At 72.2% G+C, this 20361-nt stretch carries 11 protein-coding genes; 3 read left to right on the top strand and 8 right to left on the bottom strand.

Translation table 11 applies throughout. The features are described from left to right. Positions 1-390 precede the first annotated feature (390 nt). The 4 genes from V5F53_RS22030 to V5F53_RS22015 form a co-directional block, all read right to left on the bottom strand. A complete protein-coding gene (locus V5F53_RS22030) occupies positions 391-1662 on the bottom strand; it encodes a hypothetical protein (protein WP_393998773.1) in 1272 nt (423 codons plus the stop codon). A 145-nt stretch (positions 1663-1807) separates the two neighbouring features. Then, entirely contained in the window at positions 1808-2815 is a 1008-nt protein-coding gene (gene repB / locus V5F53_RS22025) for a plasmid partitioning protein RepB (protein ID WP_393998774.1), read from the bottom strand. After that, the gene (repA, locus tag V5F53_RS22020; RefSeq protein ID WP_393998775.1) at positions 2812-4026 is read right to left on the bottom strand and encodes a plasmid partitioning protein RepA; all 1215 of its coding nucleotides are present in this window, start codon (positions 4024-4026) and stop codon (positions 2812-2814) included. Before repA ends, repB begins: the two co-directional genes overlap by 4 nt. 583 nt (positions 4027-4609) lie before the next feature. Beyond that, positions 4610-5665: an NAD-dependent epimerase/dehydratase family protein gene (locus V5F53_RS22015; RefSeq protein ID WP_393998776.1), complete on the bottom strand. Its 1056-nt coding sequence runs from the start codon at positions 5663-5665 to the stop codon at positions 4610-4612. 796 nt (positions 5666-6461) lie between these two features. On the opposite strand from V5F53_RS22015, the gene V5F53_RS22010 reads away from it, so the two are divergent. After that, positions 6462-7082 carry a recombinase family protein gene (locus V5F53_RS22010; protein WP_393998777.1) on the top strand — a complete coding sequence of 207 codons (621 nt, stop codon included), beginning with the start codon at positions 6462-6464 and terminating at the stop codon, positions 7080-7082. A gap of 241 nt (positions 7083-7323) precedes the next feature. On the opposite strand, the gene V5F53_RS22005 is transcribed toward V5F53_RS22010, so the two are convergent. From V5F53_RS22005 to V5F53_RS21990, 4 genes are all read right to left on the bottom strand, one after another. Continuing rightward, the gene (locus V5F53_RS22005) at positions 7324-10122 is read right to left on the bottom strand and encodes a hypothetical protein (RefSeq protein ID WP_393998778.1); all 2799 of its coding nucleotides are present in this window, start codon (positions 10120-10122) and stop codon (positions 7324-7326) included. A gap of 706 nt (positions 10123-10828) precedes the next feature. Beyond that, entirely contained in the window at positions 10829-12619 is a 1791-nt protein-coding gene (locus V5F53_RS22000) for an alpha/beta hydrolase family protein (RefSeq protein WP_393998779.1), read from the bottom strand. 301 nt (positions 12620-12920) lie between these two features. Next, a complete protein-coding gene (locus V5F53_RS21995) occupies positions 12921-14087 on the bottom strand; it encodes a nucleotide sugar dehydrogenase (protein ID WP_393998780.1) in 1167 nt (388 codons plus the stop codon). Positions 14088-14215: 128 nt separating this feature from the next. Then, positions 14216-15406, bottom strand: a complete 1191-nt coding sequence (locus V5F53_RS21990; RefSeq protein ID WP_393998781.1) for a glycosyltransferase family 61 protein — start codon at positions 15404-15406, stop codon at positions 14216-14218. A gap of 244 nt (positions 15407-15650) precedes the next feature. On the opposite strand from V5F53_RS21990, the gene V5F53_RS21985 reads away from it, so the two are divergent. Continuing rightward, the gene (locus tag V5F53_RS21985) at positions 15651-18443 is read left to right on the top strand and encodes a glycosyltransferase (RefSeq protein WP_509213022.1); all 2793 of its coding nucleotides are present in this window, start codon (positions 15651-15653) and stop codon (positions 18441-18443) included. A gap of 114 nt (positions 18444-18557) precedes the next feature. Beyond that, on the top strand, positions 18558-20333 hold the full coding sequence (locus tag V5F53_RS21980; RefSeq protein WP_393998719.1) for a hypothetical protein: 1776 nt from the start codon (positions 18558-18560) through the stop codon (positions 20331-20333). Positions 20334-20361: the final 28 nt, after the last annotated feature.

Genomic DNA, 20361 nt, shown 5'->3' with positions numbered 1-20361 from the left:
TCCTAGCCATGGTCCAACTCGCCTCAATGCGGCTGTTGCTCCGCGCTTATGAGTCTACGGCCCGGAGCATTGGTTTGACGGATGTTCTTCACGCCCACCGGTCACCCCGTCGCTTGAGCGGCATCGGTGCGGGCCGGTCGGACGAGGTCCGACGCGTCTTGGCCCGACAGGGCCTTGGCGTGTGGGGCCGGGCGCGCGGGGAAGGCGCTTCAGCTCAAGGATCAGGCGCGGGGAAGGATCTGGGGCGCTGTCATGGCGCGCACGTGCCGAGACGCCAGCGGAGGGGCGGCGGGGGCGCAGGGGCGGGCTATCCCCGCGCCCCGGGGCGGATGGGGGATGGCGCCGCGATGGGCCCGATCCGCGCGGCGTGCGGATCGGGCGGTGCGCCGGTCAGCCCAGGACCGTCATTTCCTTCATGATCTTCTTGTCGGTCGGAAACTTCTCCGCCCCGTTCACCACCAGGTTTTTCCCGAGGCTGGCGAACCCCTGTTCCCGCATGAGCCTGGAGAAGGCGACGATGCTGGCCGGGTAGCGGGTGAGATAGGCTTCGTATTTCTCGAAGAAGGACAGGCTTTCACTGGGCTGGCCGAGGCCGCCGAGAATGGCGGCGGCGACGGTGTGCGTGCCCCGTTCCGAGGGGCGGCCGGACATGGCGTTGTTGACGGCCTCCAGCGCCGCCGGGAACTGCCCCAGCAGGTTCAGCGCCTGGGCCCGCAGCCGCTCATAGGCGAATTGCCGTTCCGGGGTCCGGCTGGTCCAGCGGTCGAGGGCGCTCAGCGCTTCCGTGGCCTGCTTGTGCTCCACCAGGAGGCCGATGAAGCCGAGCACCATCCGGTCGCGCTCGGCATTGCCGCGGCTGGCCGGGTCGGCGGCCAGCATCTCGAAGCCATGGCGGCCGAACAGGAGGGCGGCGGCGGTGTGCCTGTGCTGGTGGAGCAGGCGCGAGGCGCCGCCGTACACCAGCGGGGTGCGCTTGCGCGCCGTCCGGAAGCTGTGGGTGAACGCATTCACCTCCAGCGTGCCGCGCAGGGCCTCCAGCGTCACCGTGCTCAGCACCCCGCAATCGCTCAGCACCCGCGACACGTCATGCTCGGAGAAGGCCACCTTCAGGTGGCGCACAGGCGCATGGCGGGCGATCTCCAGGACATGGCGCTGGTCGGCCTCGAAGAAGGGGTCGGAAAAGATATAGACCGCCTGCGCCGCCACCAGCTCGGCGAACGGCGTGGTGGCGAATTTGATCGCCTTGGCATCCGACAGCCACCGGGTTTCCCACGGCGCCACCACGGGATCGACGGAAAACTGCGGCGCATAGGTGACGACGCGGGCCGCTCCCAGGGCCTTGGAGGCGACCAGGGCGCCGTATCCGCCCATGCTGGAGCCGTAGGTGACGATCTCGCGCGCGCCGCGTCCGGCGGCATAGGCGCGGATCAGGCGCAGGCCTTCGTCCCAGTCGGGCGTCTGCCACCAGTGGTTCTTCTTGCTGATGACATGGACGGCGTCGATGTCGTTCTTGGCAAGAAATCCCTCCCCTGCCCCCGCGGCGGCGGGTGGGGCGGGGTCGCGCCCGGTGAAGGAAACAACGAGCAGGCCGGGACTGTTGCGCTGCAGATAGGCGATGCGAAGGCCGGGCCCATCGAAAAGTTCATTTGCCTTGTCACTCATGGCTCGACCGTACATCTGTCCTAATGCTTAGGATTTTGGAATATTTCGTATCTGGGCGAAACCTATACCATCCTCCCGTGGCCCTCGTCATCATAAAGGCCGCGCCACTTATGGAGAAACGGGCGTCCCGCGGGTGGAGGCCGTGTCAGGAGGTCGGCGGGCGGGAGCGGCCGGCGAAGCGCTCCATCAGGCCCGGCAGCTCGGCGCGCAGGAATTGAGCGAAGGCGTCGGCGTCGCCCCGGTCTAAACGTATGCGAGTACCGGCCTTGTCGAAGGTGACGGTGCCGACCACCCGCCCCGACCGGTCGGAAAAGCGCAGCTCCTCCGGCGCTACGGCTGGCGCTGCGGCGGCGAGGGCGGCCTTGAAGCGGGCGTCGGAGCCGAGAACCTTGTCAGCTGACAAGGTTTCCCGCAGGCGGTCGAGGGCGCCGGCGTCGGCCTCGATGGCGGCGGCGAGCGCCATCCACCTCGGCCGGCCGATCTTTGGGGCGCGGCCGATGGCTTCGATGACATCCACGGGGACGATGCGCGGCACCGCCCGCAGCCGGGCCAGCTCAGGATCGTCGATGGACAGGGCGGCCTTGATGTCGCGCGGCTTCACTCCGGCCTGGTCCATGCGCCAGGCGAACAGGGCGCGCTCGATCCAGCTCAGGTCCTGGCGGACCGCGTTCTCGATGCCCTGCGCCACCACCAGCTCGGCATCGGACAAATCTGTGAGGATGGCCTTGACCGGCCGGCCCAGCGCCTTGGCCGCGCGCCAGCGCCGGTGGCCGTAGACCACCTGGTAGCGGCCGGGGGCGCCGGGATGGGCGCGCACCTGGATCGGCACCTTCTGCCCCTCGGCGGCGATGGTTGCCGTGAAGGCTTCGAACGCGGCGCCGCCGTCGTCGGGCAGGCGGTCGGGAAAGGGCGAGGGGTCGATGACGTCGGGGTCGAGCTCCAGCCCCCCGCCTTTGGCGACCAGGGCCTGCAGCCGGTCGCGCTCCTCGCGGATCTCGGCCAGGGAGCGCTGGGTGGCGCCGATGACGCCGGCGCCGACGCGGGCCAGGGGGCGGGCCGCCGGCGGGGGGTCCCCGGCGGTCGTCTCGGGGGAGGCGGACGAGAGCAGGCCGAAGCTGGCGATGATGGACTTGCTCGCGGGCTTCTTGGTCATGGGCGGCCCCAGCTTTGGTGGATCAGCTCGAGGATGCGGTCGTTGACGGCGTCCATGGCGTCCCTGGCGCGCCGGAAGGTGTCGCGGCTGACGTTTCCCGGCTCCAGCTCGTACAGGGTGCGCTTGGCGAGGCTGGCGCTCTCGATCGCCGTGCTCTCCAGGACGGCGGGGGTGAGCACGTCTTCCGCCAGGAGGTGGCGCAGCATGGAGACGATCTGCGCCTGGGGCTGGTCGTTGGGATCGTGGCGGGTGATCAGGTAATGGAAGAAGTCCTGCCGCAGGCGCCCGCCCTCGGCGTGGATCACGTCGATGAGGTCGCTCATCATCAGCAGGAACTGGCTCATGGACAGGACGTCGAGCATGGCGGGGTGAACCGTCACGATGAGGCCGGTGGCGGCGTAGATGGCCCCGAGGGTCAGGAAGCCCAGGGAGGGGGGCGTGTCCAGGACCACCACGTCGTAATCGTCCTCGACCTCGGCGATGGCCAGCTTGAGGCGCTCGAAGAAGATGCTCTCCTTCAGCTCGGACTTGGCGGCGAGCACGCGCGGGGTCTCGTGCTCGTATTCCATCACCTCGATGTTGGCCGGGATCAGGTCGATCCCCGGGAAATAGGTCTGGCGGATGATGTCGCGCATGGGCCGGCGTGCCGGCCCATAGCGGAGCGTGGCATAGATGGTCTCGTTCTCCCCCACCTCGATCTCGGGCTGGGCGCCGAACAAAGCGGAGAGGGAGGCCTGGGGGTCGAGGTCGATCGCCAGCACGCGATAGCCGTGCAGGGCCAGGTAGTGCGCCAGGTGGGCGGCGGTCGTGGTCTTGGCGCTGCCGCCCTTGAAGTTGACGATGCCGATCACCTGCAGGTGCTCCCCCGCCCGGCGGCGGGGCAGGTAGCGGCCCGCCTCGGCGGGTTTCATCTCGGCCAGCAGCCGCCGGAGCGCGTTGACCTGCTCCAGGGTGTAGACCCGGTAGTTGTTGTCGAGCCGTTCGGGAATGGGGCCGCGCCCCTCGCTGGACAGGAGGCGCAGGGTCGGTTCCGGGATCGAGGTGATCTTGGCGACCTCGTGGGTCATGAACCGGCGCAGCGACTTCTGCGCTTCCGGCGGATACATCTTTTCCCGGATGGCCTGGAGCTGGGTGGAGAGCAGCGCCGCATGGCGCACGATCTTTTCCTCGGGCTCTTCCCGCCGCAGCGGCTGTTCCGTGTGCTGTCCCATGCGCGTTGAGCCAATCCCTGCGGGTGTGAACCGAGCAATCGGCCATGGCCCGATATGCGAGACGCAGGATTTTGATCGCCCGTCCCGCGCGGGACTGTCAAGGAAATCGTGGCCGCCTCCGGGGGCACCCGCCCGCCCGGGCCGATCTGGCCCTGTGTCGTGCGGCCGCGGCTTTGGATTGTGCGCGGAGCATGGACGAAACAGCTGATGAAGAGGCAATCCGAAGCGCATGTCGGCTTTGCCGGCCCTTCATCGTGGAATATTTGGAGATGGCGTCACGGGAGGAAACAGCGTCGCAGCTTCCCGATGCGGTGTTCATTCCACCTCCAGGTCCGGCCGCAGGACGCCACGGGGGCGGCCGGGGCGAAAGGCCGTCCCATATCCGGCATGGGCGCGTCGAGGATCCGGCGCGCCAGCGCGGGGGTGCTCTCCGGCGGAATGCCCATGTCCGCCTCGCCGCCATCGCGCCAGGCCACCCGGCGCTTCACGCAGGTCCGCGGCCGATGCCGTTCCTCCGGCCGCAGACACGCCTTCGAGGGCGGCGTGGGGAGGGGGAGGGGCAAGGGCAGGGGGAGGTGAGGGATTACAGTGGCGCCCGGACCCAGCGCAGATCGGCGCCGAGCCGGCCTGAGGCGACATGGCGGCGCAGCAGATGCAAGCGCATGAAGGCGGATTCGCGAAAGCCGGGATCGGCGAAACCCATGCGGCCGAGGCCGGCGACCAGCCGCGCGATGGAGCCGTCGAGCGGCACCCGCGGCAGATGGGCGGGCGCCAGCGCGCGGAACAAGGAGAAGTCCACGCGGTAGGAGCGATGGTCGGGCGGGGCATCGGCATTGATGCGCACCGCCGCGCCGGGCACGCGGGCGCCCACGGCCTGCGCGAGGTCGCGGACCTGATAGTTGTTCTCGTCGCGCCCGGCGTTCACCGCGAGCCATCGCCCGCCATTGTCCGGCGCGCGGCGGATCGCCCAGGAGATGGCGCGCGCCATGTCCTCCACGTCGATGAGGGGGCGCCAGGGGGTGCCGTCGCTGAGCACGCTGATCTCGCCGGCGGCGGTGGCGCAGGCGACGAAGTCGTTCAGCACCAGGTCGAGCCGCAGGCGGTCCGACATGCCGCAGGCGGTGGCGAAGCGCAGCGAGGTGAACACCATCCCGCCCAAATCGGCGTCGCGCAGCTGGTCTTCGGTGCCGATCTTGGAGCGGGCATAGGCGGTGAGGGGATTGGTGGGGTCGTCCTCCCGGCGCGGCCGGCCCTCGGTGGCGCCGTACATGGAGCAGGAGGAGGCGAAGACGAAGTTCCCGACCCCGCGCGCGGCCGCCATGCGGGCAATGCGCACGCTGGCGTCGCGATTGATGGCCGTGGTGACCTCCTCGAACTCCTTGCCCATGGGATCGTTGGAGATGGCGGCGAGGTGGACCACGGCGTCCACCCCCTCCAGCAGCTCGGCCGGAAAATCGCGTACGTCGCCGAAGTGCTGGCGCGCCAGCAGGGTCTCCGGCAGGCTGTCGGCGCCGGTGAGCGCGTGGCCGAAGAAGCCGGTGTCGAAGCCGATCAGCTCGATCGTCGGATCCTCTGCCTTGAGGACACGGGTGAGCACGGGGCCGACATACCCCATGTTTCCGGTGATCAGCACCCGCATCGATCCGCTCCCCCGCCGTCCGCTTCCGCCGCGTGCTCCGTTGTCGCAGCCTCTGGCTGCGGCTGAGCATAGGTGTTTCGGAGGTGGGAGAACTTGCGCGTGGCTGTCTCTCCCCTGCATCGTGGCGCGAGCGAGGCGATATGGCACGTCTTGGCCCGCGCAGCTCTGGCCCGCGCAGCTCTGGCCCGGGTCAGGTCGCGCGAATGGCCAGGCCGCTTCCCTTAGACTGAGATTCGGACGACCGCGCGCCGCGCCATCCTTCCCGCGCCGGCAGCTGCGCTGGAGGCCCTCGTCCTCGATCGACAGGGACCTGCCCCCCGGGCTGACCCACGACTTGAGCCTCAGGGGGGGAAGGGGGCTGAAGCGGACGCGTGCCGTGATGGCGGCGGCCGGGTCGTCGCGTGTCGGGGCGCGGTGCGAAGTCGGCGATGAGGTCGCGCACCGCCGCCGGCCGCGGCGCGCCATGACGAGGATGACGCCCGGGATCGTGCAAGGCGCGCCGCTGCGGCGGCATGGCCCAGCCGGCGCGCCGGCGCGGCCGCGGCAAGGTCGCTCGCATCAAGGCCGCCCGCATCAAGGCCATGGTGGCGGACCACCGTCGCCTCGCCGTCCGGTGGCGCGGACGCGTGGTGCGCTGTCTTGTGGTCATGGGTCTGCGTCTGGGCACCGTCCATCCTTCACAAACCTCTTGCCTTTCGGCACCCGAATGAAAGAGGTTTGTGAAAGACGGAACACGCTGCGCCGCCGTCGTGCCGTTCGCTCTTCCGGATACGGCCGTTTGTGAAAGGGCCCCGGCATGCCCCCCCCTGCCTACCTGATCGGCTATGCGCGCGTGTCGAAGGGCGACGCGCAGTCGAATGCGGCCCAGCGCCGGGCGCTCGACGCGGCCGGATGCCGGCGCGTCTTCGAGGAAGCCGCAAGCGGCGGACGATGGGACCGGCCCCGGCTTCAGGAGATGGTCGGCCAGCTTCGCGCGGGCGATGTCGTCGTGGTCTGGAAGCTCGACCGCCTGTCGCGCAGCCTGAAGGACCTCCTTCACATCATGGAGCGGATCGAGACCGCCGGCGCCGGCTTCCGCTCGCTGACCGAGGCCATCGACACCACCACGGCCGCGGGGCGGATGATGATGCAGATGGTCGGTTCCTTCGCCGAGTTCGAGCGCGCGATGATCCGCGAGCGGACCTCGGCCGGGCTTGCCCTGGCGCGCGCCGAGGGCCGGATCGGCGGACGCCGGCGCAAGCTCGGCGACACGCAGCGCCGCGAGATCGCCGAGTCCGTGGTCTCGGGCCGCAAGTCCGGCGCCGAGATGGCGCGGCTCTACGGGGTCAGCGCGCCCACCGTCTCACGCATCGTCGCCGCCTACCGGCAGGGTGCGCGGCCGGCCCTCGAAGCCCAGGCCTGTGAACCGGGGACATGACCGCGCCGGTCGCCTGCGTGGAGCGGCGGCAATGGGGCGGGGGGGATGGGGCGATCCGTGCGGGGAGGTCCCGGCCGCGCGCCGCGGCGCGGCGGTCGGGGCCGTGGCTCTCGGATGCGACGACATCCCTCCCCTCCCCGGTCGCACCGGGCGTACCCCCCTCGTGAGGGCGGCTCTCTTGGGGCCGTACCATTGCGGCCGGGCTGAAGCGCCACGGCCGGAAGGCTGACGCGCCGGCCGCTCAGGAGGCGGTCGGCAGCGCCTCCAGGGGGGGCGCCGGCCGGGTGTCCGCCGCCCGCGCCTGGGCGATGCGGGCCTCGAGATCGGCGTGGACCGCCGGGTTCAGCTCCCGCGGCAGCCGCGCGTCCAGCACCGCCTGGGCGTCCTGTGGCAGGCCCAGGGCAATGAGGCCGAGCACCCGGCGCCGCGCCAGCGCCACCTGGTGGCGGTCGAGACCCGGGGCGCATGCGCGCAGATAGACCGCGGCCCGGTCGCCGAGGCCGTGGGTGGCGGCCAGCAGACCGAACCGCACCGACAGCACCTCGTGCGCCAGCACCCGCGCGCGGCTTTTGTCGTCGAAGGCGGCGATGGTCTCGACGCTGGGATTTTGTTCCAGCCGCAGGATCTGGGTCAGCAGGCCGCCGCCCTGTGGCGTGGGCTGGGCCTGGCCGCGGGGGGCCTTCCGCCGGCCGCTGCGCCGCCCGGGGCCCCGTCCAGGGGGGGAGCTGGCCTTGGCGACCTTGGCGCCGGCGGAATGGGTTCGGGCGGCTGCGATCCGCTGCGCCATGGCGGCGCGGACTGCGTCGTCGTCGGCCCCGCCCAGGCGGGTCTCCAGCACCGTCTGGGCCGCATCCGGCAGGCCGAGGGCGAGAAGGCCGAGGATGCGGCGCTGGGCGAAGGCGACCCGGTGGCGCTCCGGTCCCGGCGCGCAGGCGAGCAGATAGAGGGTCGCCCGGTCGCCGAGGCCGCGGGCGGCGGCCAGCAGGCCGAACCGCACCGCCAGCACCTCGCTCCGCAGCAGCCGCGCGCGGTTCTGGTCGTCGAAGGCGCGGATGGCGTCCACGCCGGCGCTGGCACCGGCATCCTGCGCCAGCCGCCGCAGCCGGGTCAGGAGGCCGTGCCCCTGGAGCGCCTGGCGCGTCCGCGCCGTGCGGGCGGTGACCGCGCGGACGGGCGGCGCCGGGCGTGGGCGGAACCGCTGGATCCGCTGCGCCATGTCGGCGCGGACCTTGGCGTCGTCGGCGCCGTTCAGGCGGGCGTCCAGCACCGCTTGGGCGGCGTCGGGCGCCTGGCAGCGCAGCAGCGCCAGGATGCGGCGCTGGGCGAAGGCGACCCGGTGGCGCTCCAGGCCGCCGGCGCAGTCCCGCAGGTAGGTGATGGCGCGGGCGGTGCGGCCGCGCGCGGCCAGCAGCAGGCCGAGCCGCACGGACAGGGTTTCGCTGCGCAGCACCTCTGGCGCGTGCGCGGCGTCGAATGCGTCGAACGCGTCCGGGGTGCCGGCGCGCATCAGGTCGCGCAGGGCTGCCGTCAGGGAACGGCGGGGCGCGGCATCCGGGAACGCGCCCTCGGCGGGGCCGTCGGCGAGGCGCTGGGCGAGCAGCGCCTCGAGCTCGGCCAGGCTGGCGGCGTCGCCCGGCGCCGGCAGCAGCTCGCGGGCGAGCGCCCGGGCTTCCGCCGGCCAGCCGGCGGCGGCGAGGCCGAGCACGCGCCGGCGGGTGTAGTTCGCGCGGGACAGGGCCGGCGCGTTGGCGCGGGCCAGGCGGAAGTGGCGGGCGGCGTCGCGATGGCAGCCGAGCCGGTTCAGCAGCTCGCCGAACTGGAGCGCCAGGGCTTCCTCGCCGAGCAGGCGGTGCCCGTGCTGGCGATCGAAGGCGAGCGCCTCCGCGACGCCGCCCCGTTCGCCGATGAGGCGGATGATGGCCTGGAGGGTGTCGCGGCTGGCGGGCGCCGGCAGGGTGATCACCCGCGCCAGGGCCGCCGCGCCGCCCGCCGTGTCGCCGGCGGTGAACAGTTGGCCGGCGATGGCCAGCAGCAGCGGCCGCACGCGCTTTTCGGGCAGGCGCTCGGCCCAGGCGCGCATCAGCGCCACCCCCTCCTCGAAGCGGCCGCCGGTCTTCAGCAGGGTGGCGGCGCTGATGATCTGGCTGGTGGCGGCGATGGCATTGGTAGCGCGCTCGAGATAGTCGGGCGTGGCGGCGATGCGCCCCTCCAGGGCACGCAGGGCGACGGCGTCGGCGCGGATGGCGGCATCCCTGCTGCGGGGGCCGGGGCGCTTGGCCAGGGCCCGGGCGAGCCGGTTCAGGTAGAGCGGCGAGGTGTGGCGATGGGCCCGCACGCGACGGCGGAACCAGGGCTGGTCCGGGCCCTTGAGCAGCATGGTGACGATGGACGAGGACAGGATGCCCATGTCGTTGAGGGCGCTGCCGAGGCCGTGGATGGCGAACGGCACCGGCAGGGCGGTGATCGGCCGGTGCTTGCGCAGGTGGTCCACATGGGTCCGGTCGGGCCGGAACAGGGGGTCGAAGAACACGGCGACGTCGCCGCTCTTGATGAGGCCCTCCTCCATGTCGTCATAGCGGAAGGTGACCCGCGCCCGGTCGTTGGCCCAGCGCGTCTCGCCGGGCACCCGCGCGGTGTCGAGGGAATATTGCGGCATGCCGGCCAGCACCCGCCGGGCGCCGAGGCGGCTGGAGAACATCAGCGCGCCATAGCCGCCCATGCTCATGCCGTAGGTGACGACGGTCCGGTAGCGGGACAGGATGCCGTCCTTCCACAGGCGGTCGATCACCTCGTCCATCTCGGGCGTCTGCCACCAGTGGTTCCAGCGCCCGTAGAAGAAGATGGCCGGGATCTTGTTCTTGCCGAGAAACGCCTCGCTCGGCCCGGTGACCTGCTCGACCGGGGCGGTCTGCCACTTGCCGGAGCCGTTGCGGCCGGAAAAGCAGATCACGAGCGTGTCGCCGGGGTGGTTGCGGTGCTGGCGGACGACGATGTCCGCGCCGTTGAACAGGACCGAGTCTGTGTCCCGCGAATTCCACATGTTCGCGTATTCCCGAGGCTGCTGCACACTCACATCCCGTGGCCGGACGACATCACGGCCGATGGCATGGGTGCATCTGATTGGTCAAAACCCATTCATCTCGATACCCCGCCCGCGCGGGACGGCCGCGACACGGGCCGGGGGCGGCGGGGGAGGCTGCCCGGCGGCGCGCCCGTTCCCTGCCCGCTCCCTATCCCTTGCACCGGATGGGGATCGGCGGACGGTCAGGGACGTGGGCCGGCCGGCGCGCGCCGCCATGGCCCGGCGGGTGCGGCGCGGGCGGCGGCGGGCGGCGGAACGCGGCGGCACTGGTTCGGTTCGCGAAAGACGTGACCCATGGAGGCCTCTCAGCGGCGGCGGCTTGGGAGGAAATCCCCGCCAGCGGAGCGTCAACACCAACAGCGGGAGGCAACCCGGACCTCCTCTATCACAGGCCGAAATTCAGAAACAGGCGCCAAACCGCCGAACGGACGGCGGTTCGCCCGGGGCTGGCCGCCGCCGGCGGCCCCGGTTCCCGCCCCGCTCCAGCCGGGCTTCCCGCCGCCCGCACGGACCTGACCCAGCGGCCGGAACGGCCGCCGCCGGCGTGCCCGCGGTGTGTGGGACGGCGCCCGTCAGCCGTGGTCCGCGGCGTCCAGGTTCCGTGGGCGCGCGCGTTTTCTGCACGCGACCCGGGATCAGGCCGCCCGTCGGAGCGGCGGGTGGATCAGGACGCGACCGCGGGCACGAACTCGGCGGCGGGCTTGCCCGCGTTCCGCCGGTCCGCCAGGGCTGCCGGGCGAGGCGCGCCGGCCGCGTCCTCGGCGGTGCTGGAAGCGCCGGTCTGGGCCGGGTCCTTGGGGGCGGGCTTCGCGGCCGTCCGGGGCGGGGCGACAGGCTCGGGCGGAAGGGCGAGGGCGTCTTCCACCGAGATCACCATGTCCTGGCCGATCCGGGCGAACAGAGCCTTGCGCAGGCGCGCGTCGGCCTCATCCTTCAACAGGGTGGAGGCGAGCGCCGCCGCCAGGTGCGGCCGGCCGCAGCGCAGCGCCATCAGCACCCGCCGTTCCGCCAGATCGGCCCGTGGGCTTCCGCTCCGGGGCTCTCCGGGGGTGATCGCGGCATGGGCGAGATAGTCCACGGCGCGCTCGAACTGGCCGAGGTCGTACAGGATCTTGGCGAACCGGATCGCGAACCGCTCCCGCGCCAGGATGTCCGGGCGATGGGCGGCCTCCAGGGCATCCACCGCCGCCAGGGTCGGCGCCTGGCTGGTCTCGGCGATGCGGGTGGCGAGGGCGTGGACATCGACCCGCCGGGCCGCCGGCTTGGCCGGCGCGGCCGCCTTGGCCTTCCGGGCCTGGGTCTTCCGAGCCTGCGTCTTTCGGGTCGCCGCCAGCTCCGGGGCGGGTTCGGCCGGCGCGCGGTCCTTGGAGCCTGCCGCGGCGCTCGCTTCGGCGCTTGCCTTGGCCCGTGCCGCTGCCCTGGCTTCGCTCGCGGCCTTGATCTGGACCACCAGCTTGCGCCGGGCGGTGACGAGGTCGAGGCGCATCTTGCGATGGAGGCCGTCGAAATGGGGGATCCAGCTGTCCAGGAGGGCGATCGCGGCCTTGAGCTGGCGATCCTCCGCCAGCAGTCCGGCATGGGTGGTGACGATGCCGGCCGTCACCGACGCCCGGTTGGCGCTTTCCAGCCGCTTGGGCTGGGCCTGGAGCTGCTGGTCCAGGAGGGTGATGGCCTTCTGGCCGAGCCCGAGCGCGGCGGCCCGGCGGCCGCGCTTGAACAGCAGCCGCGACAGGGACGACAGATAGAGCGGCGCCGCCCGCCGGTGGGCGCGCACCTCAGAGCGGAAGGTCACCGGATCGAGCCCGGTGCGCAGGCTGCGGTCGATCACCGACGACAGGATGCCCATGTCCTCCAGCATCCGGCCGACCCGGTGCACCGCGAACGGGACCATCACATGGTCCACCGGGCGATGTCCGGCGATGAGGCCGGCGTGGACCCGGTCCGCCTTGTACAGGGGGTCGTACAGCACGGTGACTTGGCCGGAGGGGATCAGGCCCTCGGACATGTCATCATAGTGGTTGCGGTACTGCTTGCGGTCCTCGCCCCAGCGGCGCTCGCCGGGCACGCGCTTGGCATCCAGCGAGTATTGCGGCGCCACGGCGATCACCCGCTTCGCGTGGAGGCGGTTGGAATACATCAGCGCGCCGTAGCCGCCCATGCTCATGCCGTAGGTGACGATGGTGCGGTAGCGCTCGAAGATCCCCTGCTCCTCCAGCAGCCGGATCGCCTCGTCCATCTCGGGGGTCTGCCACCAGTGGTTCCAGCGGGCGGTGAACAGGATGGCGGGAATCTGCCGCTTGACGAAGAACGGCTCGCCCGACCCCACGATCTGGTCCCCGGGCTTGGTCAGGTTGCGCTTGGATCCGTTGCGGGGCGAGAAGCAGAAAACGAGTAAATCCGACTCCGGCTCAAGCCTTTGGCGAACAACGATGTCTGCTCCGTCGAAGATCAGCATGGCGCGAGAGAGCCTCCGGCACGTTCGGATACCTGATGCCATTTTACAGGATGCCGATCCCGCGTTGCAACCGGCATTCGCCCTTAGGGCATGTGCGTAGAGTTTTCAGGAAAAAGGCGAGTTTAGCCCGTGGATAGCCGAGGTTTATCGGTGCAATGGCCGCGGGTAGTTCGTTCCGGCATAGGGATCGACCGGGCGAATTCAAGAACGGGCCGGGAGATGACGGGCCCTTCACAGTGGGCGGATCGCGGCGGGCGCCGCGGGGCCCGCCGTCGCTGCTCCCGCCGTCCCTGACGCGGCCTCAGTCCGATCCGAACAGGTCGCGGGTGAAGACCTTGTGGGCGACGTCGGCGAGCTCTTCGGTGCAGCGGTTGGCGACGATGATGTCCACCTTCGACTTGAAGGCGGCGAGGTCGCGTTCCACCGGCGAGTTGAAGAACTGGGTGTCCTTCATCTGCGGCTCGTAGACGGTGACGGGAATGCCCTTGGCCTTGATCCGCTTCATGATGCCCTGGATGGAGCTGTCGCGGAAATTGTCCGATCCGGCCTTCATAGTCAGCCGGTAGATGCCCACGTGCCGCGGCGCCCGCGCCAGCACCCGCTCGGTGATGAAGTCCTTGCGGGTGGAGTTGGCGTCGACGATGGCGCGGATCAGGTTCTGCGGCACGGTGGAATAGTTGGCCAGCAATTGCCTTGTGTCCTTGGGCAGGCAGTAGCCGCCGTAGCCGAAGGAGGGATTGTTGTAATGGCCGCCGATGCGCGGGTCGAGGCTCACACCGTCGATGATCTCGCGGGTGTCGAGGCCGGAGGCCAGGGCGTAGCTGTCGAGCTCGTTGAAGAAGGCCACCCGCATGGCGAGGTAGGTGTTGGCGAACAGCTTGATGGCCTCGGCCTCGCCGGGTCCAGTGAACAGCACCGGCACGTCCTGGCGGATGGCGCAGCCCTGGAGCAGGCCGGCGAAGGCGTGGGCGGCCTCGGTATGGTCGCCGACGATGATGCGCGAGGGATAGAGGTTGTCGTGGAGCGCCTTGCCCTCGCGCAGGAATTCCGGGGAGAAAATGATGTTGTCGCGGCCGAGCGCGGTGCGCAGGTACTGCACGAAGCCCACCGGGATCGTCGACTTGATGATGATGGTGGCGTCGGGATTGATGCGGAGCGCCTCGCCGATCACCTTCTCCACCGACTGGGTGTCGAAGTGGCTGGTCTGGACGTCGTAATTGGTGGGGGTGGAGACGATCACGAACGCGGCGCCGGCGAACGCCTCCTCCGGGCTCAGGGTGGCGGTGAGGTCGAGCGGCTGTTCCGCCAGATAATGCTCGATGTCGGGATCGACGATGGGCGAGCGCCGCGCGTTGATGGCCTCCACCCGCGCCGGGTCCACGTCGAGCGCCGTCACCTTGTGCTTCTGCGCCAGCAGGACCGCATTCGACAGCCCCACATATCCCAGTCCCGCGATCGCTATCCGCATGTCGATGCTCGTCCTAACAGTGCGCGTCGTCCGTCCCTAGGTCCCCGACGCCGGAGTGGCTAGGCCCTTGGAAGCTCAGACGCGGGTTGCAGTTTGGCCATCCGCCGGGGCGGGTGGCGGGGGTCGCCTCAGCGGCGGGGCATGAAGTCGTCGATGAGGCGGTCGAGATGGGGTATCGAGATGAAGAAGTCGCTGTTGCAGCGGTTCCTGCGCACGCCCTGCGGGTTCTCCCGCCCCACCATGTGCGCGTAGGGCAGGTCGAACATGTCCGAGAGGCTGCGATAGGAGGTGGGGGACTGGTCGTAGCCCTCGGGCACGACCTCGATGACCGGGGTGCCGCGGGCGCAGTAGACGATGTTGGTCAGCGCCGCGCCGTGGGGGCCGATCACCATGGCGGCGTTCTTGAAGGCCCGCACCTGCTCGCCGATGGGATGGGCGCCGGCGTCGAAGATGCGGAAGCCGCGCTTGCGCAGGTGGGCGATCACCTCCGGCTCGTTCACCACCCGGCGCATGCGCACGGTGCCGCGGGGCACGTAGAGCAGGGCGCGGTCCTCGCGCCAGACCTGGGTCACCGCCTCGTGCTGGCGCAGGGCGCGCGGCAGCATGGGCGACAGATTGTAGCGGCCGATGGCGCTGGGCGCCGACAGGGTCAGCCGGCGCATGCGGGTACGCGCGGTGAGCCAGCGCACGTCGTCCTGGGCCACCCGGAAGAACTCCAGGCTGCGGGGAATGAAGCCCTGCTTGGGCGCCGGCGCCAGCAGGCGCAGTCCGGGGCGCTGCTTGAGCACGCGCTGGAAGATCGCCACCTTCGACAGGTAGCGCAGTGACCAGTTGAAATAGTTCTCGGCCAGGCCGGTGCCGAGCTGGAACGCCGGCTCGTCGAGGCTCTGGCCGACCTCGAAGTCGGGCACCTCCAGGCGCGGGGCGCGGCCGGCGAGCAGCTGGCGGCAGAGCTGGGGGTCGAGCCCGGGAAAGGTGCCGGCGAGCACGGCGGAATCCCGGACCGTCTCGCGCACGATCACGTCGCCGATGGTGACCAGGCCGAACGGGGGATGCACCACCACGTCCTCGAGCTCGGCGGTCCAGAACTCCTCGAAGCGCGGAGCGGCCTGATAGCTCGCCTCGAAGCCGTCCCACAGGGCGGTCAGGGCGGGGCTGGCCACGTCGGCGAAGTCGTAGCGGCCGGGGCCGCGCCGGTCCATGCGGGGAAAGAGCTTGCGGGAAATATAGGCGACGTGGGCGGGGTCGATGCTTTCAGTAACGAGGCTTTTCTTGCTCTGCGGGACCAGAGCGAAGATCGACTGCGTTGTCAAAAGCATCGTGCATCCCTGTCCCGCACGTATCGCTGATGCGCTCAGCCCCACGTCGACGCGGTCCGGATTAAGAGTGGAAGAGACCGAATGTCAATGGTTCGGGTGGCAGGGAGCCGGCGTGCCGGACCATGGTCCGGCGGGGCCGGAAGACCCGGCCGCCATGTGACGCAGGGCCGGCATGCTATAGCCTTGCGCCGGGCCCTGCCGGCGGGGCCCGCGCCGGTTTCAAGCCGAAAGCGATGGATGATCCATGCGGTTCCTGTTTCTCGACCTGGCCGGCGATGACGGATTGACCCGCGGCGCCAACGCGCTCGCCCGTGGCCTCGCCGCCGCCGGCGCACAGGTGGTGTGCGTCGGCGTCGACCGCCTGGGCACGCCCGCCGCGGACGAGCGCGGCGTGGTGCGCCTGCCCGGTCTTGGCGTCCCCGTCCGCCAGGACGGCGCGGCCGGGGACCCGGCCCTGGCGCTCACGGCGTTCCGCCAGGCGCGCGCCAGGGCGCTGGTCGCCCGGCTCCGGCCGGACCTCGTCGTCGCCACGGCGGCCGATGGTGCCGACGACGATGCCGCGACGGCGGCGGCGGCCGACCTCGGGGCCGGGAGCCGGGCCCGCTGGGCCGCCCTCCTCGCCGCTGGGGCGGACGGGCCGCGCCTGGTGTTCGACGGCCGCCGCCTGCCGGCCGAGGCCGGCGCCCTGCTGGCGGCGGCGGCCCCGGCTCCCCGCGCCCGCTCCGGCCCGGCGCTGGCGCTGGCGCTGCCGCGCGACGGCGCCATGGTGCCGGGGGGCAGCCTGGAGATCGCCGGCACGCTGCTGGGCGGCGGCGGCCTCAGCCGGGTCGCCGTGGCGGTCAACGACGGCCCGCCGCAGCCGCTCGACCTCGGCCCTGCCTGCCCGGGCCCGGGCCGGACCGTGAGCGGCCGCGTGGACGTGCGCGCCGAGGGCTGCCGGCTGGCCCTGCGCGTGGTCGGCGAGACCGCCTGGGGCGAACGGGTGGATCTGGGCGGGACGCTGGCCTGGCAGCCCCGGCACGTGCCGGCGGCGCCGCGCATCCTGCCGGTGGTGGTGGACGCCGCCATCCATGGGGCGGACGACGGACGGCGGGTGCTGCGCGGCCGGATTGTGGCGCCGGGCCATCCGCGGGAGCTGGAGGGGGTGATCCTGGAGGCATGGCAGGCCGGCGTCGGCGCGCCCGTGCCCCTGGACGCGGAAGGCGGGTTCGAGGCCGGGTTGACCGGCCCGGCCCATGCCGGCGTCCATTTGTGGGCACGCTTTCCCGACCACAGGCGGCGGGACGCTCATCTGTGCGGGCTCTGGCCGGCGCCCGGCGATGGCCCACCGGCGGCGGACGAAGACGGGACGGAGATCGACGCCTGGATTTCCGCCGTCGGCACCGAGGTGGCGCTTTCCGGTCCCGGCGCGCCGGCGCCCGGCGCCCGGAATATCATCCTGAACGGCCGGCCGGCCGAGGCGGTGACGCCCGCCTTGGAGACGCAAGACTTTGGTACGCAAGACCTTGGTACACAAGACCCTGGCGCGGCCCGGCCGTGGCGGGGGCGGCTGCCGGCCGAGGTGGACCTGCTGGCGATCGAGGATGGGGACGGGCTGGGCGCGGCCCGCAGCCTGGCGCCGCGCCGCGCCGCGCCGGGCGAGGCGCTGCGGCGGGCCCGGCGGGCGGGCCGGATGCTGCGGCTGGAGCATGCGGCCGGCGCGGCCGAGACGGTTCACCCGCTGCGCCTGCAGCCCGTGGCGGGCGAATGGGCGCTGGTGGTGCGGCGGGGCCTGGCGGTGGAGGACCTGCCGCTGGGCGATGTCACCCGGATCGAGCCTGCCGACACGTCGTGGAGCGGCCTTGCCGACCGCGCGGCCGGCCGGGCGCTGAAGGAGCACGGCCAGGGCCTGAGGCCGCCGGCGCGGCCGCTGGCCGGCGACCTGCCGCCGCCTTCGGTGCTGCCGGTTCCGGCCTGCGACCTGCGGCCGCCGCCGGCCGTCATCGACCGGGTGGTGCTGGTCCGCCCCGGCGCCTTTCCCACCGACGACCTGTATGTGCTCCATCCGGTGCCGCCGGTGCTGCGCGAGCTGGGGCTGGAGCTGGAGGTGGTGACGATCGGCGACGGGCCGGAGGCGCCGCCGCCGTTGTCCGCCGACACGGTGGTGATCGTCTCGCGTCAAGCCAGCCCGGCGTGGATCGACCGGCTCGCGCGCAGCCCGGCCTTCGTCATCTACCTGATCGACGACGACATTGCGGCGGCGGCGGATTCCCCCGGCATGTCCCACGACTTCCGGCGCCGCATGATGGAGCTGCTGCATTCGGACGTGGCGCCGCTGCTGCGCCGCTGCGACCGGCTGCTCATCACCGCGCCGGGCCTGCTGGCGCGCTACGCCAGCCCCAAGACCGAGGTCATGGCGCCGCCATTCGTGCGCCCGCCGCGCACCCTCGATCACCTGCGTGAGCCGGGCATCGTCCGCCTGACCTACCAGGGCACGGAGAGCCATCACGAGGACATCGAGTTCCTGTTTCCCAGCCTCGGCCGCATTCTGGAGCGGCACCCGCATGTGCACTGCTCGCTGTTCGGCCGCCGCACGCTGCCGGCCCCGCTGCGGGGCCATCCCCGGGTGGAGGTCATGAAGCCGCTGCCGTGGAGCGACTATGTGGCGTTCGTGGCCGCCACTCCGGCCCACATCGCCCTGGCGCCCATGCTCGACACCCCGTTCAACCGGGGCAAGTCCATCCTGAAGGTCCTCGATGCCGCCTCGCTGGGCGCCGCCGGGGTCTTCTCCCGGGTGATGCCGTTCGACACCCTGGTGCGCGACGGCGTGGACGGGCTGCTGGTGGACAACGATCCGGCCTGCTGGGAACAGGCCCTCGACGATCTGGTCACCGCGCCCGGGCGGATCGCCGCCCTGGCCGAGGCGGGCCTGGCGCGGGCCCGGCGGCTGGGAGCGCTGGAGGCGGCCAGCGCCGTCTGGCGGCGGCTGCTCGGCCACGCCGCGCCGGCGGCGTCCGTCGACAATGCCGGAGCGGCATGTGATATGGACCCGGACTGAGCGGGAGCGCCGGCGGACCACCCGCCCGGCTGGGGCGTCCGGCGTCTCCCGCCCCGGCGCCGGGCCTTGGCGCCCTCGCGCCACCCTTGTTTCCGGGACGGACCGGCACGCGACATGAGCCTTTTCGATGAAACGCCCGATGGCGGGCGCGGTGCCTCCGATGCCGGCGCCTCCCCGTTCCTGATCTCGGCTTTTCCCGGTGGCGGTGGCGACCATCTGCTGGCGGAGCTGGCGGCGCGGCCGGGCCTGTGCGTGGCCCCGCCCGCGCCGTGGCCGGGCGCTCCGGACCCGGCGGACCGGCCGGAGGAGACCGGGGCGCACCCGGACGGGGCCGCGACGGCGGATCGGCCGGAGCAGGAGGAGCGGGGGGGCCGGCGTGTCGCCCTGACGTGGCGGCCGGGCGTCGGCGGCGGGCTGGCGCTGGTGCGCAACCCCTTCCATGTGCTGGCTGAGCTGTCCGCCGGCCTCGGCGCGGCCGGCCCCGCGCAGGCGCGGGCGCGCGGAACCTTGCTTCGAGCCCTCGCCGCGATCCTGTCCGGATCGGAGGAGGGCCACGAACCGGGGGCCGAGGGCATGGTGTCCGATGGGCTGGCGCTCGACGACACCGGCCCCGACGACACCGCTTTCGCGGCCCTTGTCGCCGGCCTGTGGGCCCGGCATGCGCGGGCCCTGCTGGCCAGTGGCCTGCCGCTGCTCCAGCTGGAGCGGTTCGCCGCCGCGCCCGAGGCCTGGGCGGCGCATGTGGCGGCCTGCGCCATCGGCGGCGCGCCGCTGCCGGAGGCCACCGACGCGCTGCTGCTGCCGGCGGCGAGCGTGCGGGCGGAGCAGACCGGCTTCGCCTTGTCCGATGCCCAGGTGAGCGCCATCGTCCTGGTCGCCGCCGATGCGCTGCGGGCGTGCGGCTATCAGTGGCACGACGGCGGGCTCGCGGTGCGGCCGGCCGGGCCCGTGGCGGCGGTGCCGGCGGCGGGCGATTCCCCCATCCAGGCCCAGTTGCGGACCCACGGCGCCGCCATCGCCGGCCTGTCGGGGCAGGTGCGGCGGGCGCTCGAGGCCGGCCGGCGCCGCGAGCAGACCCTCGACGTCATGGGCCAGGTCATCGCCGATCTGTGCCGCCAGCAGGAGGCGAGCTTCAAGGCCAGCCAGCAGGAGCTGGCCGACCGGGCGGCCGAGGCGGCGCAGGCCCGCCATGCCCTCGATCTGGTGCAGGCCCGCACCGCCCATCTCCAGCGCGAGCTCTCGGCCATCCGGGGGTCCGGGCTCACCCTGTCCGACCTCGACGTGGCGCCGCCGACGGCCAAGTTCGTCCGGCTCGGCGAGGATGTGATCGAGGTGGGGCGGACCAAGAATACCCCGGCCCGGATCAGCCTGACGCTGCCGGCGGCGCCGGCCTCCAACTGGATCGTGGTGCTGTCGGTCACGGTGGAGGCGGCCGGCGGCGAGGAGGCCCTGCCGCCGCTCGGCCTCTCTTATGCCAGCGGCCCGCGCAACCGCCGCCTGCGCCTGCCGGTGGCGGTCGGCGACAACCTGCTGATGTTCATCCTGTCGGGGGTGAACGAGAACGCGACCGCGAGCCTCCTGATCGAGCCGCGCGCCGCCCCCTACCTGATCTCCGACCTCGCCTTCATTCCGCTGACCATGACGGCGGGGCGCGGGAGCGCGCCGGCCGAGGCGCCCGACCCGGCCGAGGAGGAAGCGCCGGAGCTTGAGGCGCCGGAGCCGGGCCTGGAGGCCGACGAGGTCCCGGTCCACGCCCCCGAGGCGGCCCTCCCGCTCCCGGCCGCTCCGGACCATCAGCCGGCGTCGGAGCCTGCTTCCGAGCCGCGCGCGGAACCGGGTGCCGACGCCGAGGCGGACGCGCCGCCGGTGGCGGTCCCCCGCCACAATTAAGCCTTGCCACGGCAAGGCGCCACGCCCC

The sequence above is a fragment of the Xanthobacter cornucopiae genome, assembly GCF_043195065.2.
Lineage (GTDB): Bacteria > Pseudomonadota > Alphaproteobacteria > Rhizobiales > Xanthobacteraceae > Xanthobacter.
The sequence above is the reverse complement of the archived record's forward strand: the minus strand, read 5'-3'. Positions and strand labels throughout refer to the sequence as shown.

Excerpts from the sequence above, each read along its gene's own strand:
- V5F53_RS22030 (WP_393998773.1), bottom strand. The coding sequence starts at position 1,662 with ATGAGTGACAAGGCAAATGAACTTTTCGATGGGCCCGGCCTTCGCATC.
- repB (WP_393998774.1), bottom strand. The coding sequence starts at position 2,815 with ATGACCAAGAAGCCCGCGAGCAAGTCCATCATCGCCAGCTTCGGCCTG.
- repA (WP_393998775.1), bottom strand. The coding sequence starts at position 4,026 with ATGGGACAGCACACGGAACAGCCGCTGCGGCGGGAAGAGCCCGAGGAA.
- V5F53_RS22015 (WP_393998776.1), bottom strand. The coding sequence starts at position 5,665 with ATGCGGGTGCTGATCACCGGAAACATGGGGTATGTCGGCCCCGTGCTC.
- V5F53_RS22010 (WP_393998777.1), top strand. The coding sequence starts at position 6,462 with ATGCCCCCCCCTGCCTACCTGATCGGCTATGCGCGCGTGTCGAAGGGC.
- V5F53_RS22005 (WP_393998778.1), bottom strand. The coding sequence starts at position 10,122 with ATGTGGAATTCGCGGGACACAGACTCGGTCCTGTTCAACGGCGCGGAC.
- V5F53_RS22000 (WP_393998779.1), bottom strand. The coding sequence starts at position 12,619 with ATGCTGATCTTCGACGGAGCAGACATCGTTGTTCGCCAAAGGCTTGAG.
- V5F53_RS21995 (WP_393998780.1), bottom strand. The coding sequence starts at position 14,087 with ATGCGGATAGCGATCGCGGGACTGGGATATGTGGGGCTGTCGAATGCG.
- V5F53_RS21990 (WP_393998781.1), bottom strand. The coding sequence starts at position 15,406 with ATGCTTTTGACAACGCAGTCGATCTTCGCTCTGGTCCCGCAGAGCAAG.
- V5F53_RS21985 (WP_509213022.1), top strand. The coding sequence starts at position 15,651 with ATGCGGTTCCTGTTTCTCGACCTGGCCGGCGATGACGGATTGACCCGC.
- V5F53_RS21980 (WP_393998719.1), top strand. The coding sequence starts at position 18,558 with ATGAGCCTTTTCGATGAAACGCCCGATGGCGGGCGCGGTGCCTCCGAT.